At 63.0% G+C, this 16,666-nt stretch carries 16 protein-coding genes and 1 other RNA gene; 4 read left to right on the top strand and 13 right to left on the bottom strand.

All coding sequences use genetic code 11. The features are described 5' to 3' along the window. The 8 genes from mraY to dksA all read right to left on the bottom strand — a co-directional run bounded on the left by mraY (position 1) and on the right by dksA (position 8,577). Complete coding sequence (gene mraY, locus B9Z34_RS05595) at positions 1-1,179, bottom strand: phospho-N-acetylmuramoyl-pentapeptide-transferase (RefSeq protein ID WP_108427109.1); 1,179 nt, start codon at positions 1,177-1,179, stop codon at positions 1-3. Continuing rightward, positions 1,169-2,623, bottom strand: coding sequence for a UDP-N-acetylmuramoyl-tripeptide--D-alanyl-D-alanine ligase (murF, locus tag B9Z34_RS05600; protein WP_108427110.1), 1,455 nt, complete (start codon positions 2,621-2,623; stop codon positions 1,169-1,171). Before murF ends, mraY begins: the two co-directional genes overlap by 11 nt. After that, positions 2,620-4,152: a UDP-N-acetylmuramoyl-L-alanyl-D-glutamate--2,6-diaminopimelate ligase gene (locus B9Z34_RS05605; RefSeq protein WP_108427111.1), complete on the bottom strand. Its 1,533-nt coding sequence runs from the start codon at positions 4,150-4,152 to the stop codon at positions 2,620-2,622. The genes murF and B9Z34_RS05605 overlap by 4 nt, the downstream gene beginning before the upstream one ends. Beyond that, positions 4,152-5,885, bottom strand: coding sequence for a penicillin-binding protein 2 (locus B9Z34_RS05610; RefSeq protein ID WP_108427112.1), 1,734 nt, complete (start codon positions 5,883-5,885; stop codon positions 4,152-4,154). The genes B9Z34_RS05605 and B9Z34_RS05610 overlap by 1 nt, the downstream gene beginning before the upstream one ends. Next, on the bottom strand, positions 5,882-6,172 hold the full coding sequence (gene ftsL / locus B9Z34_RS05615; protein ID WP_108427113.1) for a cell division protein FtsL: 291 nt from the start codon (positions 6,170-6,172) through the stop codon (positions 5,882-5,884). Before ftsL ends, B9Z34_RS05610 begins: the two co-directional genes overlap by 4 nt. Continuing rightward, a complete protein-coding gene (gene rsmH / locus B9Z34_RS05620; protein WP_108427114.1) occupies positions 6,169-7,098 on the bottom strand; it encodes a 16S rRNA (cytosine(1402)-N(4))-methyltransferase RsmH in 930 nt (309 codons plus the stop codon). The genes ftsL and rsmH overlap by 4 nt, the downstream gene beginning before the upstream one ends. Positions 7,099-7,103: 5 nt before the next feature. Continuing rightward, the gene (gene mraZ / locus B9Z34_RS05625; protein ID WP_108351518.1) at positions 7,104-7,532 is read right to left on the bottom strand and encodes a division/cell wall cluster transcriptional repressor MraZ; all 429 of its coding nucleotides are present in this window, start codon (positions 7,530-7,532) and stop codon (positions 7,104-7,106) included. A gap of 352 nt (positions 7,533-7,884) precedes the next feature. After that, complete coding sequence (gene dksA, locus B9Z34_RS05630) at positions 7,885-8,577, bottom strand: RNA polymerase-binding protein DksA (protein ID WP_369907582.1); 693 nt, start codon at positions 8,575-8,577, stop codon at positions 7,885-7,887. A gap of 28 nt (positions 8,578-8,605) precedes the next feature. Here dksA and B9Z34_RS14605 point away from each other — a divergent pair, with 28 nt between their 5' ends. Then, complete coding sequence (locus B9Z34_RS14605) at positions 8,606-9,031, top strand: hypothetical protein (RefSeq protein ID WP_108427115.1); 426 nt, start codon at positions 8,606-8,608, stop codon at positions 9,029-9,031. Between the two features lie 229 nt (positions 9,032-9,260). Here B9Z34_RS14605 and B9Z34_RS05640 read toward each other — a convergent pair whose 3' ends face one another. From B9Z34_RS05640 to dapF, 4 genes are all read right to left on the bottom strand, one after another. Beyond that, complete coding sequence (locus B9Z34_RS05640; protein WP_108427116.1) at positions 9,261-10,370, bottom strand: GTP-binding protein; 1,110 nt, start codon at positions 10,368-10,370, stop codon at positions 9,261-9,263. A 119-nt stretch (positions 10,371-10,489) separates the two neighbouring features. After that, complete coding sequence (locus tag B9Z34_RS05645) at positions 10,490-11,461, bottom strand: tyrosine recombinase XerC (RefSeq protein WP_108427117.1); 972 nt, start codon at positions 11,459-11,461, stop codon at positions 10,490-10,492. Between the two features lie 3 nt (positions 11,462-11,464). After that, positions 11,465-12,151 carry a DUF484 family protein gene (locus B9Z34_RS05650; protein ID WP_108427118.1) on the bottom strand — a complete coding sequence of 229 codons (687 nt, stop codon included), beginning with the start codon at positions 12,149-12,151 and terminating at the stop codon, positions 11,465-11,467. A 24-nt stretch (positions 12,152-12,175) separates the two neighbouring features. Continuing rightward, the gene (gene dapF, locus B9Z34_RS05655; RefSeq protein ID WP_108427119.1) at positions 12,176-13,045 is read right to left on the bottom strand and encodes a diaminopimelate epimerase; all 870 of its coding nucleotides are present in this window, start codon (positions 13,043-13,045) and stop codon (positions 12,176-12,178) included. Between the two features lie 61 nt (positions 13,046-13,106). Between dapF and B9Z34_RS05660 the strand changes: the two genes are divergently transcribed. The 3 genes from B9Z34_RS05660 to B9Z34_RS05670 all read left to right on the top strand — a co-directional run bounded on the left by B9Z34_RS05660 (position 13,107) and on the right by B9Z34_RS05670 (position 16,145). After that, complete coding sequence (locus B9Z34_RS05660; RefSeq protein ID WP_108427120.1) at positions 13,107-14,753, top strand: MBL fold metallo-hydrolase; 1,647 nt, start codon at positions 13,107-13,109, stop codon at positions 14,751-14,753. 8 nt (positions 14,754-14,761) lie between these two features. Continuing rightward, the gene (locus tag B9Z34_RS05665) at positions 14,762-15,457 is read left to right on the top strand and encodes a S4 domain-containing protein (RefSeq protein WP_108427121.1); all 696 of its coding nucleotides are present in this window, start codon (positions 14,762-14,764) and stop codon (positions 15,455-15,457) included. Positions 15,458-15,623: 166 nt separating this feature from the next. Then, positions 15,624-16,145 carry an Rrf2 family transcriptional regulator gene (locus B9Z34_RS05670; protein ID WP_108427122.1) on the top strand — a complete coding sequence of 174 codons (522 nt, stop codon included), beginning with the start codon at positions 15,624-15,626 and terminating at the stop codon, positions 16,143-16,145. Positions 16,146-16,206: 61 nt separating this feature from the next. Here the strand turns inward: B9Z34_RS05670 and rnpB are convergent. Continuing rightward, an RNA gene (gene rnpB, locus B9Z34_RS05675) (RNase P RNA component class A) lies at positions 16,207-16,526 on the bottom strand. Between the last annotated feature and the right edge of the window lie 140 nt (positions 16,527-16,666).

The raw sequence follows: 16,666 nt of genomic DNA on the forward strand, positions 1-16,666 counted from the left end.
TTACCTCAGCTTCAGGGTCGACAAGCCGACCAGACACAGCAGCATGGTGATGATCCAGAAACGCACCACGACTTGCGTTTCCTTCCAGCCGCTCTTTTCAAAATGGTGGTGCAAGGGCGCCATCTTCAGGATGCGCCGACCCTCGCCGTATTTTTTCTTGGTGTATTTGAAGTACGTGACCTGCGCCATCACCGACAAGGCCTCGACCACGAAGATGCCGCCCATGATGGCCAGCACGATTTCCTGGCGCACGATCACGGCAATGGTGCCCAGCGCCGCACCCAGCGCCAGCGCCCCCACGTCACCCATGAACACCTGGGCTGGATGCGTGTTGAACCACAAAAAGGCCAGGCCCGCCCCCGCCATGGCGGCGCAAAAAATCAACAACTCGCCCGAACCCGGAATGTGCGGGAAGAACAGGTACTTGGAGTACACCGAGCTGCCCGTCACATAGGCGAACACGCCCAGTGCCGAACCCACCATGACCACCGGCATGATGGCCAGACCATCCAAACCGTCGGTCAAATTGACCGCATTGCTGGCCCCGACGATGACCAGATAGGTCAGGACCACAAAGCCCAGCACGCCCAGCGGGTAGTTGATTTCCTTGAAAAACGGCACCTGCAAGCCGGCCTTGGGGGGGAGGTTCACGTCAAAACCCGACATCACCCATTTCCCGAACAGGTCCAGCACGCGCAGGTTGGAGACTTCGGAAATGCTGAACACCAGGTACAAGGCAGCCACCAAGCCGATGACCGATTGCCAGAAATACTTTTCGCGCGAGCGCATGCCTTCGGGGTCTTTGTTGACCACCTTGCGCCAGTCATCCACCCAGCCAATCGCACCAAAGCCCAAGGTCACGATCAGCACGATCCACACGAAGCGGTTGGACAAGTCAAACCAGAGCACCGTCGACACGGCAATCGACAACAAAATCAGCACGCCACCCATGGTGGGTGTGCCGCTTTTGGACAGGTGCGACTCCATGCCGTAGCCACGGATGGGCTGGCCGATCTTGAGCGAAGTCAGGCGGCGGATGACCCAGGGGCCTGCGGCCAGACCGATCAAGAGCGCCGTCATCGCGGCCATCACCGCACGGAAGGTGATGTACTGGAACACACGCAAAAAGCCCCACTCCGGGGACAAGGTTTGCAACCATTGGGCCAGGCTAAGCAGCATGGGGCTCCTCTTTTTTATCGTTGTTGTGGTTATGCTGGTCTTCGCTGCGCGTCAGCAGCGCCTGGACCACGCGCTCCATCTTCATGAAGCGCGAACCTTTGACCACCACGCTGTTGAATTCACCCAGCTGCCCTGTCACCACACCCAGCAAACTGTCGATGCCTGCGAAGTGCCGGGCCGCACCAAAAGCCTGCGCGCTGTGCACGCACAAGTCACCCAGGGTGTAGAGCGCCTCGATGCCGCGCTCGGCCGCATAAGCGCCCACCTCGGCATGGAACTCGGGGCCTTGGTTGCCCACTTCACCCATGTCGCCCAGCACCAGCAAACGCGGCGCAGGCAGCTCGGCCAACACGTCAATCGCAGCACGCACCGAATCGGGGTTGGCGTTGTAGCTGTCATCGATCACGGTGATGTCCGCACCACCGCTGTGCAGCAGCAGCGCACGCGAGCGCCCCTTGACCGGCTCAAAAGCCACCAGGCCCTGGACCACGGCGGCCAAGGGCACCCCTGCTGCCAAGGCGCAGGCGCTCGCTGCCAAAGCGTTTTTGACGTTGTGACGCCCGGCAATGTGCAAACGCACAGGCGCGGTGCCCTCGGGGGTCTTGAGGGTGAACTGCCAGGCGCCCGACTGCCAGACCACCACAGCGGCCCGCACATCGGCGTCTGAGGTGGACGCCATGGCAAAACCGCGCTGCAAGCGCCCATCCGACAAACCCTGCCAGATCGGGGTGTAGGCATCGTCGACCGGGAACACGGCCACGCCTTCCGGCGGCAGGGCCTGCAGCACCGCACCGTTTTCATGGGCCACAGCTTCGACCGTCCCCATGAATTCCTGGTGCTCGCGCTGCGCGTTGTTCACCAAGGCCACAGTCGGCCGGGCCAATTGAGACAAGTAGGCGATCTCGCCGGGGTGGTTCATGCCCAACTCGACCACGGCGATGCGGTGGTGGGCACGCAAATTGAACAGGGTCAAGGGCACGCCAATGTCGTTGTTCAGGTTGCCCTGGGTGGACAAAGCGTCGTCCCCGGCATGGGCACGCAAGATGGACGCGATCATTTGCGTCACGGTGGTTTTGCCGTTGCTGCCGGTCACCGCAATCAACGGCAAGCTGAACTGCGCACGCCAGCCTGCAGCCAGCTCACCCAAAGCGATGCGCGCATCGGGCACCACCAGGGCAGGCAAGCCCTGCGCCAGCGCCTGGGCTTCGCCAGAGGCCTCGCACACCACCGCGACGGCACCCTGTGCCTTGGCCTGGGCGATGAACTGGTTGCCATCAAAACGCTCGCCGCGCAAGGCCAAAAACAAATCGCCCGCTTGCAGGCTGCGGCTGTCGGTGTGCACCCGGTCGACCACCACATCCTGTAGACCCACGCCGCGTGCCTGACTCAGCCAGCCGAGGGCCTGCGTCAGCTTCAGATGCATGGCGCTGTTCACGGCGTTCATGCGGCCGCCCCTTGCGGCTGTGCAGCGCGTTGCTGCAAAGCCATGCGGGCCTGGGCCACATCCGAAAACGGGTGGCGCACGCCCATGATCTCTTGTTCGCTTTCGTGGCCTTTGCCCGCCACCAGCACCACGTCTTGCGCCTGCGCTTGCGCCACCGCCTGGGCAATGGCCAGAGCGCGGTCCAATTCAATCCGGACCGACTGCGGGCGCTTCAAACCCTTGACCATGGCGGTCACAATGGCCTCGGGCGATTCGCTGCGGGGGTTGTCGCTGGTCAGCACCACGTGGTCGGCCGCCGCTTCGGCCGCTGCGGCCATCAAGGGGCGCTTGCTGGCATCGCGGTCACCACCGCAGCCCAACACACACCACAGGCGCCCCCCACGGGCCTGGGCTTGCGAGCGCAGTGCGCTCAGCGCCTGGGTGATGGCATCGGGCGTGTGGGCATAGTCCACCACCACCAGTGGCCATGACCATTCATTCGCTGCGCCAGGCGCATCACCCCGCACGCGCTCCATGCGGCCGGGCACCGCCGTCAACTGTGCACAAGCTTGCACCGCTTGCGCCAAATCGAAACCCAGGGCCCGCAAACTGCCGATCACGCCCAGCAGGTTGTCCATGTTGTAGTCGCCGATCAAACCCGTTTGCAAGGTGTGCGCGGCGTGGCCCTCGATCACCTCAAAAGCCAAGCCCTGACCGCCGGGCAAGGCCCGCGCTTGCAGACGCGCCGGGCCACGGCGCGAACAGGTCCAGACATCGAGCGGGCCGCCTTGCAACTGCTGGGCCAGCAACGCGCCTTGCGCGTCATCGATGTTGACGACGGCGGACTGCAGGCCAGGCCAGTCAAACAAAGCGGCCTTGGCCGACCAATAGCGGGCCATGTCACCGTGGTAGTCCAGGTGGTCCTGCGTGAAATTGGTGAACACGGCCACGCAGATGCGTGTGCCATCCAGGCGGTGCTCGGCCAGGCCAATGGACGAGGCTTCGATGGCGCAATGCGTGACGCCCTCATCCACGAACTGTCTGAATTGCCGCTGCAGCAGCACCGGGTCGGGCGTGGTCATGCCTGTGGACACCAGGTGCGGCAAGCGGCCTACGCCCAAGGTGCCTACCAGCCCGCAGGCTTGCTGCAGCACAGGCGAAGACAGCGCCTGCGCCAGCCACCAGGCTGTGGATGTTTTGCCGTTGGTGCCTGTGACCGCCAGCACCTTCAAGGCCTGGCTGGGGTGTTCGTAGTAGGCATCGGCCACCAGCCCCGTCTGCGCCTTGAGCCCTGCCATACCTGCCAGCTTGGGGGTGGCCTCGGCCTGCAGACCCTGCAACCAAGGCGCATGGTCCTGCGCCTCCATCAGGCAAGCTGTAGCCCCCTGTGCCAGCGCTGCAGCGAGGTAACGCCGTCCATCGGTGGCGGCACCCGGCCAAGCGATGAAGCCGTCGCCCGCCTGCACCAAGCGGCTGTTGGTGCGCAGCTCGCCCGTCACATGCGTGCGCAACCAGCGGGCCGCTTCGGAGGCGTTGTGCAGCATCTGCATCAGAACGACTCCTCGACCGACTTGGCCACAATTTGGGGTTTGACCGCCATGTCGGGCTGCACACCCATCAGGCGCAGCGTTTGCTGCACCGTCTGGCTGAACACGGGCGCAGCCACATCGCCACCGTAGTAGCGGCCGTTGCTGGGCTCATCGATCATCACCGCCACCACGATGCGGGGTGCCTCAATGGGGGCCATGCCGACAAAGAAGCCGCGGTATTTTTTGCCCGCGTAACCCTTGCCCTCTTGTTTGTGCGCCGTACCGGTCTTGCCGCCAACGGAGTAACCCATGGTCTGGGCTTTTTGCGCCGTACCGCCGGGGCCTGCGGCCATCTGCAGCATCTTGCGCATCGCTTTGGCGTTGTCTGCGCTGATGACGCGCACGCCCGTGACCTGTTGCTCGGCCTTCATCAAGGTGGCAGGCACCACCTCACCGTCGCGGGCGAACACGGTGTAGGCCCTGGCCACTTGGAACAGGCTGCCTGAAATGCCGTAGCCGTAGCTCATGGTAGCCTGCTCGATCGGCCGCCAGGTTTTGTAAGGACGCAAACGCCCGCTGACCACCCCCGGAAATGGGAGCTGCGGTTTTTGTCCAAAACCGACCTGGGCAAACATCTCCCACATCTCGCGGGGCTGCATCTGCATGGCCAACTTCACGGTGCCCACGTTGCTCGACTTCTGGATCACTTCATTGACGCTGAGCACGCCATGCGGGTGGGCATCGGTGATGGTCGAGCCGGTGATGGTGATACGGCCGGGCGCGGTCTGGATCGGGGTCTCCGGCTTGACCAGCCCTTTTTCCAGCGCCAAGGCCACCGCAAACGGCTTCATGGTGGAGCCGGGCTCGAAGGTGTCGGTCAAGGCGCGGTTGCGCAACTGCTCACCGCTCAGGTTGACGCGCTTGTCGGGCGAATAACTGGGGTAATTGGCCAAGGCCAGGACCTCGCCCGACTGGGCGTCGAGCACCACCACACTGCCGGCTTTGGCTTTATGCTCCAGCACCGCTTCGCGCAGCTTCTGGTAGGCGAAAAACTGAACTTTGCTGTCAATGCTCAGCTGCAGGTCCTCGCCATCGACAGGGGGCACCGTCTCGCCCACGTCTTCGACCACCCGACCCAGACGGTCCTTGATGACACGGCGTGAACCGGGCTTGCCGGACAGCTGCTTCTGGAACACCAGCTCCACGCCTTCCTGGCCCTGGTCTTCCACATTGGTGAAGCCCACGATGTGGGCCGCCGCTTCACCCTCGGGGTACAAACGCTTGTACTCCTTGATGTCGTACACGCCCTTGATGCCCAGCGCCAGGATCTGCTTGACGACCGGCTCGTCGAGCTGCCTGCGCAACCAGACAAAGGTCTTTTCGTCGTCCTTGAGTTTCTTGTCCAGCTCGGCGGGGCTCATATCCAGCAAGCGTGCCAGCTCGCGCAACTTGGCCGGATCGCGCTCGATGTCTTCCGGGTTGGCCCAAATGCTGGGCGCGGGCACGCTCGACGCCAGCAGCATGCCGTTGCGGTCGAGCACGCGCCCCCGGTTGGCGGGCAAGGTCAGCGTCCGGGCAAAACGAACTTCGCCTTGGCGCAAGAAAAAGTCGTTGGCAAACACCTGCACATAGGCCGCACGAGCGATCAAGCCCGTGAAGCCCAGCGCAATGGCCGCCACAATCAATTTGCTGCGCCAGACCGGGGTCTTGCTGGCCAGCAAGGGGCTCGACGACAGCTGGACGCTGCGGCTCATGGGCGAGCCTCCTGTGCTGCGGCACCCTGGGTCGAGACGTATTGGGTGATGGCCGGTGAAGCCGCGCGCATTTGCAACTGCTGACGCGCAATTTGCTCCACCCGCAAAGGCGTAGCCTGCGCGCGGCGCTCCACCTGCAGGCGGTCGTGGTCCACTTGCAGACGCTTGGCCTCTTTTTTGGCCGACTCCAGCGCCATGAACAAACGGCGCGTCTCGTACTGGCTGTGCACCAACACCAGCGCGCTGGCCAGCACAGCCATCAGCAGCAAGATGCTCAGGCGGGTCATGCCGGCACCTCGGTGCGCTCGGCCATGCGCATGATCGCGCTGCGTGAGCGTGGGTTGCCGCGCACCTCGTCCTCGCTGGGCCGCACGCGGCCACAGGCTTTCAGACGCATCTTCACGGGGGCAGCAAATGGCACCCGGCGGTCCACCACTTCTTTGGAGTGCTTGGCGATGAACTGCTTGACGATGCGGTCTTCCAGCGAATGGAAACTGATGACCACCAAACGCCCGCCGGGCGACAACACCTTCAAGCTGGCTTCTAGCGCCTGTTCGAGCTCTTCAAGCTCGGCGTTGATGAAAATCCGAAAAGCCTGAAATGTCCGCGTTGCAGGGTTCTGACCCGGCTCGCGGGTTTTGACCGTGTCAGCCACGAGCTGGGCCAGATCGGTGGTGGTTGAAATTGGGCCCCGCTCTTGTCGGCGAGCCACAAGCGCCTTTGCAATCTGAAAAGCAAACCGTTCCTCGCCATAGTCACGTATCACCTCCGTGATTTGATCCACCGTGGCCGTTGCCAGCCAATCGGCCACGCTCTCGCCGCGCGTGGTGTCCATGCGCATGTCAAGCGGGCCCTCAAAACGAAAAGAAAAACCCCTCTCGGGGCTGTCAATCTGGGGGGAGCTGATGCCCAGGTCCATCAGCACACCATCGACGCTGCCGGGCGGCAGCTCACCCAGGTGCGAAAAGCCTTCGTGCCGGATCGAAAACCGGCTGTCTGCCATGCGTCCGGCTTCGGCAATGGCCTCCGGGTCTTTGTCAAAAGCCTGCAAACGGCCTTGGGCCGAGAGGCGGGACAAAATCAAGCGCGAGTGCCCACCGCGGCCAAAGGTGGCGTCCACATAAGTGCCGTCAGCACCTGCAGAGGCCCGGAGCAATTCGTCCACGGCCTCGTTCAGGAGCACGGTGGTGTGGGTCAGTGCAGCTTCGGTCATCGCGTTCAGAACGAAAAATCCTTGAACACATCGGGCATCTCGCCCTGCATGGCCTGCGCTTCCTGCGCGTCGTAAGTGGTTTTGTCCCACAGCTCGAAGTGGTTGCCCATGCCCAGCAGCATGGTGTCCTTGGAGATGCCCGCTGCTTGACGCAGTTCGGGCGAGATCAGCACGCGACCGGTGCCGTCCATCTCCACATCCATGGCGTTGCCCAAAAAAATGCGTTTCCACCACTGCGCGGACATGGGGAGCTGGGCAATGCGCTCACGGAACTTTTCCCACTCGGGGCGGGGAAACACCATCAGGCAGCCGTGCGGGTGCTTGGTGATGGTCAGCTGGCCTTGGGCTGTCGCGCTCAGGACGTCACGGTGCCGGGTCGGTACAGACAACCGCCCTTTGGCATCCAGACTCAGCGATGAAGCCCCTTGAAACACAGCAACGACCTTTTCCAGTTGAAACGCGCCAGCGGAGACACTTTTCCCCACTTAATTGCACTTTTTTGCACTGTATCAGGAATTCGGTGCAACTCAACAGGTGTAGATCGATTTTTTTCAATGAAATCAATGGCTTAGCGCTGAATTTGAAGCCAGACGGAAGCAGAATTTCTTTGTAGATTAGGCACTTACAAGTGGCAATGAAAGTAACCTGTGAAGGATTTTAAAAAATCAAAAATAACAAATGCATGAAAACCCGATGAACGGTTTCCAGCACGGCCTGCGCCGCTGCAGACATGAAAAAGCCCCTGGTCAGGGGCTTTTTCGTGCCATGGACAGAGAACCTGTCGCTTCAGTCACCAAACATCTTTTGCTTCAATTCGCGCCGCTGCTGGGCTTCCAGCGACAGGGTGGCGGTTGGACGGGCCAACAGACGGCCCACACCGATGGGTTCGCCCGTCTCATCGCAGTAGCCGTAGTCACCCGCATCGATCAAGCCAATCGACTGTTCGATTTTCTTGAGCAGCTTTCGCTCGCGGTCACGGGTGCGCAGCTCCAAGGCGTGCTCTTCTTCGATCGTGGCACGGTCGGCCGGATCGGGCACCACCACGGTGTCCTCGCGCAAATGCTCGGTCGTGGCCCCGGCGCTGTTCAGGATGTCCTGCTTCAGGAGGGTCAGCTTGCGGCGGAAATAAGCCATCTGCACGCTGTTCATGTACTCGTCGTCGGGCATGGCCAGAATTTCGGCATCGCTCAAGGCTTCCACCGGTTTACTCTGCCAGTTGTTGGCCAGCTTGGGGTCTTTCTTGATGGGGGCAAAAGGCGCAGCGACCGCTGCCACAGGGGCGCTGGGCATGAAACTGGCTTTGGCGGCCGTGGAGGCCACCGCCTGTGGCAAGGACGGCACCGTGATCTGCGCCAGACGGGCAGAAGGCCGGGTGGCACGCACCAATTGATCGGGGGCAGCAGCCGCTACAGGCACAGCAGACGGTGCGGCAGCTTGGGCGACCTCAGGAGTCGGTGTCGCCACTTTTTTAACAGTCATAGGTTTCGCTTCAGGTACGGAAATCATCTTGGAGGGAGCCGGCTTCGCAGCCACTGGGGCCTTGGGGGCCGGGCTTGGCTTGGAAGCTGCGGCGCGTGTGGGGGGAGCCGCTTTGGCAGGGGTCTTGGCTGCAGCCACTTTGGCCGTCGCAGCGGGTTTGGCCGCCTTCACAGTCTTGGCAGGTGCCGCCACCGTTTTGCCCTTCTGGGCCAGGGGCGCTGCAGCTTTGGGTTTGGATTTCACAGGGCTGGCCGATTTGGCGGGGGCCGACTTTTTCACCGGCACTGTTTTTTTGGCGGGTGCGGCCTTTCTGGCCGGTGCTGCTTTTTTGGCGGGCGTGGTCTTCTTGGCGGGCACTGGTTTTTTGGCCGGTGCCGCCTTGGCGGCGCTGGCGGTCACTCGGGTGGCCACTTTTTTGTTCGCGGTCTTCACGTCTTGTCTCCTAGCCGTGTGAAAGGGCAGGCCCAAACCTCTTGCCACACTGCAGCAACCGATTGAAAAACCTGTTCATTTGCATTCCAAACCCTTGTTATAGACCTTATGGGGTTCACCAACCCGCCCGGAAAGGGGGGGCTTCAGGCGGGCGATTGTAGCGATAAGAACGATCAAAAAATGCAGCGTAGCCGATTAAAGACAAGTTCAAGTCTGTGGACCCGCAGACCGACAAGAGGCCACGAGCTGGCTCAGACCAAACACTGCTCCAGGCCCTGCAGCAAGATGTCCTTGGGCAAATCGATACCAATGAATACCATCTTGCTCGTTTTGGCTTCGCCATCGGCCCACATCGGGCCCAAATCGCTGCCCATGAGCTGGTGCACGCCCTGGAAAATCACCTTGCGCTCGGTACCGCGCATGTTCAACACACCCTTGTAGCGCAGCATGCGCGGGCCATAAATGTTGACGATGGCCCCCAGAAAATCCTCCAGCTTGGCCGGATCAAAGGCTTTGTCCGAGCGGAACACAAAGCTTTTCACGTCATCGTCGTGGTGATGGTGGTGCCCGTGGCCGTGCGCATGGTCATGCTGGTGAGAGGGGTGGTCGCAGTGCTCACCGTGTTCATGGTCATGTTCATGGTCATGATCATGTTGGTGGGATGGGTGGTCGCAATGCTCTCCATGCACATGGTCATGGGCATCGTCTTTCAGGAAGTCCGGGTCGATGTCCAGTTTGGCGTTCAGGTTGAAGCCTTTGAGGTCGAACACCTCGGACAAAGCCACCTCACCAAAATGCACCACTTTTTGTGGGGCGCGCGGGTTCATGTGTTTCAGGCGGTGCTGCAAGGCGTCCAGCTCCTCGGGCGAGACCAGATCGGCCTTGCTGATGAATATCTGGTCGGCAAAGCCCACCTGACGGCGGGCTTCCTGGCGGTCGTTGAGCTGCTGGGCCGCGTGCTTGGCGTCCACCAGGGTCAAGATGGAATCGAGCAAAAAAGTCTCGGCAATCTCGTCGTCCATGAAGAAGGTCTGCGCCACAGGACCGGGGTCGGCCAAGCCTGTGGTCTCGATCACGATGCGGTCAAAGCTGAGCAAGCCCTTGCGGCGCTTGGCGGCCAGCAGCTGCAAGGTCACGCGCAGGTCTTCGCGGATTGTGCAGCAAATGCAGCCGTTGCTCATCTGGATGATCTGCTCATCGGTGTCCGAGACCAGGATGTCGTTGTCGATGTTTTCTTCGCCAAACTCGTTCTCGATCACGGCAATCTTTTGACCGTGGGCCTCGGTCAGCACGCGCTTGAGCAAGGTGGTTTTGCCCGAGCCCAGAAAGCCGGTCAGGATGGTGGTGGAGATCAGGGACATGGCGCGGTTCCAGTTCAGGACAAGAAAACAAGAGTTGGGGAGTGTAGCGATGAATTCAAGCGCCGCACCTGCCCACCGGGCATGGCCTTACGCCGCAACCGAGCAGCCCGGGCGGGACTTCATTTGCGTTTGGCGCGGGGGTGGGCGGCGTCGTAGGTTCTGGCCAGGTGCTGAAAATCCAGCCGCGTGTAGACCTGGGTGGTGCTGATGTTGGCGTGGCCCAGCAACTCTTGCACCGCCCGCAAGTCGCCGCTGGACTGCAGCACATGGCTGGCAAAAGAATGGCGCAGCATGTGCGGGTGCACCGGGGTGGCCAGACCCGCCAACAGGCTGCGGCGCTTGAGGCGCTGCGCCACACCGCGGGGCGTGAGGCGTGTGCCATGCCGCCCGGGAAACAGCGCCAGCGCCAAAGCGGACGCCCCTTTGGTGGCTTGTGTCAGCATGCCCGGCAACTGCGGCCGCACAGCCAGCCAGTGCTTCAGCGCCTCAATGGCCGCGCGTCCCAAAGGCACGGTGCGGCGCTTGCTGCCTTTGCCTTGCACTTGCACCTCGGCATTGGGCAGGTCGATCCAGCCGCGCCCGGCGTGGGCTGCTTCGGCGCTGGCCACCACGTCCAAGCCGGTCAGCTCGGCAATGCGCAGGCCGCAGCCGTACAGCAGCTCCACCATGGCCACATCGCGCGCTTCCAGCCAGGGGTCATCGTTGTCCTCTTCGTGCTCGGCCAATTGCAGCGCTTCGTCCACACCCAACGCTTTGGGCAAGGGCTTGGCCACACGCGGGGCCCGCACATCGGCCACCGGGTTGTGCGGCACGAGACCCTCGCGTCCCAACCAGGTGTAGAACCCGCGCCAGCCCGACAAGATGAGCGCAATGCCGCGCCCGCTGCGCCCGGCGCTGTGCATCTGCGCCACCCAGCGGCGCACATGGCCGCTTTGCACCTGCAACAAGGGCACTTGGGAGACCGCCGCCATCTCGGCCAGGCGCGTCAAATCCAGCTGGTACAGGGTGCAGGTGCGTTCAGCCAGGCGCTTTTCAAAGCGCACATGGTCCAGATAACGGGACACCAGCGGGTCGGTGGCCGTGTCCGACACAGCTCAAGCCTGCTGACGCAAGACCGACAAGGCCGCACCCGCCAACTCAGCCAGGCGCTCGAGCAGGTCGGTGCCCATCTGGCTGTTGAAGCGCTGGGCGTCAGGAGACGCCAGCACCAGCAAGCCAAAAGCGGGCTGGCCTGGTGCCGCACGCAAAGCAAGCAGCGCCAAAGAAGCCGCCTGGGTGGGCTCGTCCAGCCACTGCACAGCTTCGTAACCCGAGTTCAGCCCGACATAAGGCCGGTCCAGCGAGGTAGCCAGCGTCTGCACGGCCTCGGTCACGCCCTGGGCATATGCCGCCTGCGCGTGCGCACCCTGCAGCGACCACAGGCGCAAAGCCACTTGCGGCACCTGAAACAGTTCACGGATGTTGTCCACCGCCGACGCGGCCAGCTGGTCCTGCGGCGTCACCAACAACTCACACGACCAGCGGTGCAGCTTGTCGGTGAGGATCATGTTCTCGTTGCCGTGCCGGATCATGTCCATGATGCGGTGCTCCAGCCCCTTGATCTTGTCGCGCAACATTTGCGCCTGGCGCTCTTGCAGGCCCACCGTGCGGTGGCTTTGGGGGTGCGTCAGCTGCACCGTGGCCAGGAGCGAGGCGTGGCGCTCGAAAAAGTCCGGCGTGTTCACCAGATAGTCGGCGATGTCGTCTTCGGTGATCGGGCTCATGGGTTCAGGCGTGGTCATGCGGGGCTCCAGAAATTCAAAAGGTCAAAGCGAGTCAGGCACATCGATGCTGCCCTCAAAAACAGAGGTGGCCGGGCCGGTCATCAGCACCGGGCTGTCGACCTGACCAGCCCACTCGATGGTGAGCACACCGCCGTGGGTCTGCACATCCACACGCGCGTCCAGCCAACCCTGGCGAATGCCCGCGACCACCGCCGCACAAGCGCCCGTGCCGCAGGCCAGCGTCTCGCCCGCGCCCCGCTCGTACACGCGCAGCTTGATCTGGCGGCGTGAGACGACCTGCATGAAACCTGCGTTCACGCGTTTGGGGAAAGCCGGGTGGTTTTCAATCAGCGGGCCCTGGGCCAGCACCGGAAAGGTGTCCACATCGTCCACGCGCTGCACCGCATGCGGGTTGCCCATGGACACCACACCCACCCGGGCAATGCCCAGCTCGCCCAGCGCCAAATCGAACACGGGCCAGCCGTTGACCTGGTCGCTGATGAGCCCAATGGGGTTGAAGGGCACGCGTTCCCAATCAAAGATGGGTGCCCCCATGTCCACCGTGACACGGCCATCGGGGTTCATGCGCAGTTCAATCTCGCCCTGCTGCACCTTGACGCGCACCGTGCTTTTGTCGGTCAGGCCCTTGTCGCGCACATAGCGCACAAAGCAGCGGGCCCCGTTGCCGCAATGCTCCACCTCACCGCCATCGGCGTTGTGGATCACGTATTCAAAATCCAGCCCGGGCGCGGGCGAGGGCCGCACCGTGAGGATCTGGTCGGCCCCCACGCCAAAGTGGCGGTCGGCCAAAAAACGGTATTGGGCCGCGCTCAGGCCCAAGCGGCCTTGCGTCTCGTCGAGCACGACAAAGTCGTTGCCGGCCCCTTGCATCTTGGTAAAGCGGATGTGCATGGCCGCGATTATCACCTTTGGCCCACACCGGAACAGGCCTCCTGTCCCCCGATAATGGGGCATGGCACGCACCTCCCAACTCCTCTATCCCCAACGTGAACCCGCCCCTCTGCGCCCCGCCGCCACCGTGCTGCTGCTGCGCGACGGGCCGCAAGGCATCGAAGTGCTGATGACCCGCCGCTCGATGACGGCCAGTTTCGCGCCCGGTGCCTATGTGTTCCCGGGTGGCGGCATCGACTCCGCCGATGCCCAGGCGCATAGCCTGGCGCAACGCCGCCCCACACAAAGCGACTTGCACCTGACACAAGCGATTGCGGCCATCCGGGAGAGCTTTGAAGAGCTGGGCGTCTTGTTCGCCCGCCATGCAGACGGGCACTGGGCCAACCACGACGACATCGCCGCCATCGACCGACAAAGCCCTTTTGCCGCCCAATGCCAGGCCCGAGGCCTGACGCTGGCCGCTGAGCAAGTCTTTGTGCTGGCCCACTGGATCACCGACCGCGACCTGCCGCGGCGCTTTGACGTGCCTTTTTTGGTGGCCCGCATGCCCGAAGGCCAAACCCCGGTGGCCGACGAATCCGAGCAGTTCGAGCCGGTCTGGGTGCGCCCGGCTGACGCGCTGGCCCGGCACGAAGCGGGGGATTTCTTCATGGTCTACCCGACCATCCGCACGCTGGAACGCCTCAAAGCCTTTGCCAACGTGGACGCGGTGTTGCAAGCCTGCGCCGTCAATGACGAACCGCTGTGGACCAGCTGCCCCCGTGCCGGCTGGCTGGCGGGCAACGAAGCGCGTTACATGGAGCACGAAGCCCCGTTTGGCGAGCTGGCCCTGGTCACGCCCGACGGGCAAATCCACCACCACCTGGACTGGCAGACCGACCAGCCCGTCCCCTTGCTCAAGAACGTGCAGCGCCTCACGGCCCCCAACCCCGGGGTGATGACCGGCCCCGGCACCAACAGTTATTTGGTGGGTGACCCGGACACCGGCTACATCGCCATCGACCCGGGCCCCGCCGACGACGAGCACCTGCAGCGACTGTGGCGTGCCGCAGGCGGGCAAATCAAAGCCATTGTGTGCACCCACTCGCACCCGGACCATTCCCCCGGCGCGCCCCTCTTGCAGGCCCTGTGCACGAACAAGCCGCCGATTCTGGGCCTGGCCTCCAAGCCCACCGCCCGCGCCAACAGCCGCTTCACCCCGGAGCGCGAGCTGGAAGATGGCGAAAAACTGGTGCTGCAAGGCATCGGCGTCCAAGGCGAGATCACCCACACCCTGCGCGTGGTGCACACCCCCGGCCACGCGGCCAACCACCTGTGCCTGGTGCTCGAAGAAGACGGCCTGCTGTTCTCGGGCGACCATGTGCTCAACGGCAGCACCACCGTGATCGACCCGCCTGATGGCCACATGGGCGACTACCTCGACTCGCTGGACAAACTGGCCGCCGCTTGCGAGGCCGAGGGGATTGAGTTCATCCTGCCCGCGCACGGCCATGTGCTGGGCTTTGCCCACCAGGCCATCACGCATCTGAAGGCGCATCGCTTGAAGCGCGAGGCCAAAATCGCCGCCGCCATGCAGGCCCAGCCCCAAGGCAGCTTGCAAGAGTGGGTGGAAAAAGCCTACGACGACGTGCCGCCCCGCCTGTGGCCGGTGGCGGCCCGCTCGCTGCAAGCGCATGTGGACCACATCCGCGAACAAACCCTGTCCTGAAAGATTTGATGATCCCCTCTGAAGAAGGCATCCGCCTGGCCAAGCGCGTGGCCGCCGAGCAAAACTGCTCGCGCCGCGAAGCCGAAGCCCTGATCGTGGCCAGTGGTGTGCAGGTGGCAGGCAAAGTCGTGACCGACCCGGCCCGGCGTGTCCGCGAGGAGCAAACCGTTCAAGTCAACCGCCTGGTGTCCATGGCCGCACTGGCCCCGCTGACCTTGGTGCTGTTCAAACCCGCGCACCGGGTGGCCAACCTGGCCTGGCTGGAAGACACCGTGGGCCTGAAAGCCCCCCAGCCCGGCCTGTGGGGTCCGGCACGCTTGGCCAAAATGGAGATGCCCCTGCCGCTGGCCAAACCCGCCAGCGGGCTGTGTATTTTTTCGGACGATGTGGGCGTATTGCGCCACCTGGAAGACCGCCGCAGCCCGATGGAGCAGGAATGGATGGCCACCGTGAGCGGCGAAGTGCCAGGCGGCCTGGTCAAAGCCCTGAACGGCCCGGGCATCCGCGCCAGCATCAACCGCCAGACCGAGCAAGTCACGGTGCTGCGCATCGCGGGCAAAGACATCGACGGGCTGGAGCTGGGCCGCTGGCTGGACGAACAATGCCCGCTACAAGACCTGCGCCGCCAACGCGTGGGCCGTTTGAGCGTGGCCCCGCTGGAGCCCGGCCAATGGCGGCAACTGGCTGGCCACGAGCGCTTTTAGTTGATTTCCGACAAAAATACACAGGATTTACCCTTGAAATGGAACGGGTAATGCCCAACTGTGTCATGAGTCTGAGAAAATGACCGTTCAGTCACCACTGCAAACCACGCAGTCTTGACCCGGGCAATGCCCATGAGGGTTTGTCCAACGCAGAAAGGAGCACACCATGCGTTTGAGCACCAAGAGCCGATTTGCCGTCACCGCCATGATCGACGTCGCCCTGCGCGAAGACCGCGGCCCTGTGTCGCTGGCCGCCATCAGCGTGCGCCACCAAATTTCGCTGTCCTATCTGGAACAGCTGTTCAGCAAGCTGCGCCAGCAAGGCCTGGTTGAGAGCACGCGTGGCCCGGGCGGCGGTTATTCGCTGTCGCGCAGCGCCGAAAAGATCACCATGGCCGACATCGTGGGTGCCGTGGACGCCCCTTCCGATGACGAAACCGCAGCCGACGGCAGCTGGATGAACAGCGAGCTGTGGGCCAGCCTCAACGAAAAAATGCTGACACATCTTCAGTCGATCAGCCTGCGCCAACTGGTGGCCGAGCAGCGCACCAAAGGCGTCACCGTCGAGCCAGCGCCTGCACCCGCCGTCAAGCGCGGTGTGTTTGCCAAGCCCAAAAGCACCTTGAAGATCACCGCCCCCAATTCGGTGTTTGCGCTGGCGGGCACCTTGATGCCTTCACGCGGCTGATGGGCTTTTGAGCCGCTGACCAAAAAACCCGCTTCGGCGGGTTTTTTCATGGGTTGAAAAAGTGTGAAGCTCGCCGATAAGCCGGATTCTGTGCACAGCAGTTGCCCGCTGTGTGACCGCCATTACTCTGGGCCGGGGGTCGCCCACCCGGCTCGATGCTACCTACCCGCCAGCTCTGCGGAACCACATCAACGCTGGCCTACTTGGTATTGCTGCGCGTAGAGATTGCCCGTTTCACCCGAACTCAATCGGCTCGTCTCTGTTGCTCTGATCCTCACCTCACGGTGGAGAGGCGTTGCCTCCTACGCTGTCCTGTGCAGTCCGGACGTTCCTCCAGTGCCTCCTTTCGGAGATTGCACCAGCGACGGTCTGGCGAGCTTCACCGGGCGATTATCGCCTGTGGGCTTGCGCACATGGCGAAATGGGACACTGAATTTTTGTGGGCGCGAGGCCCTCCTCGCGATAATGCCTTTTCAGATTGCCCACATTCGCCGCGAGGGCGCGGCGTCCACACACCACCG

The organism is Limnohabitans sp. Hippo3 (genome assembly GCF_003063665.1).
GTDB lineage: Bacteria > Pseudomonadota > Gammaproteobacteria > Burkholderiales > Burkholderiaceae_C > Limnohabitans_A.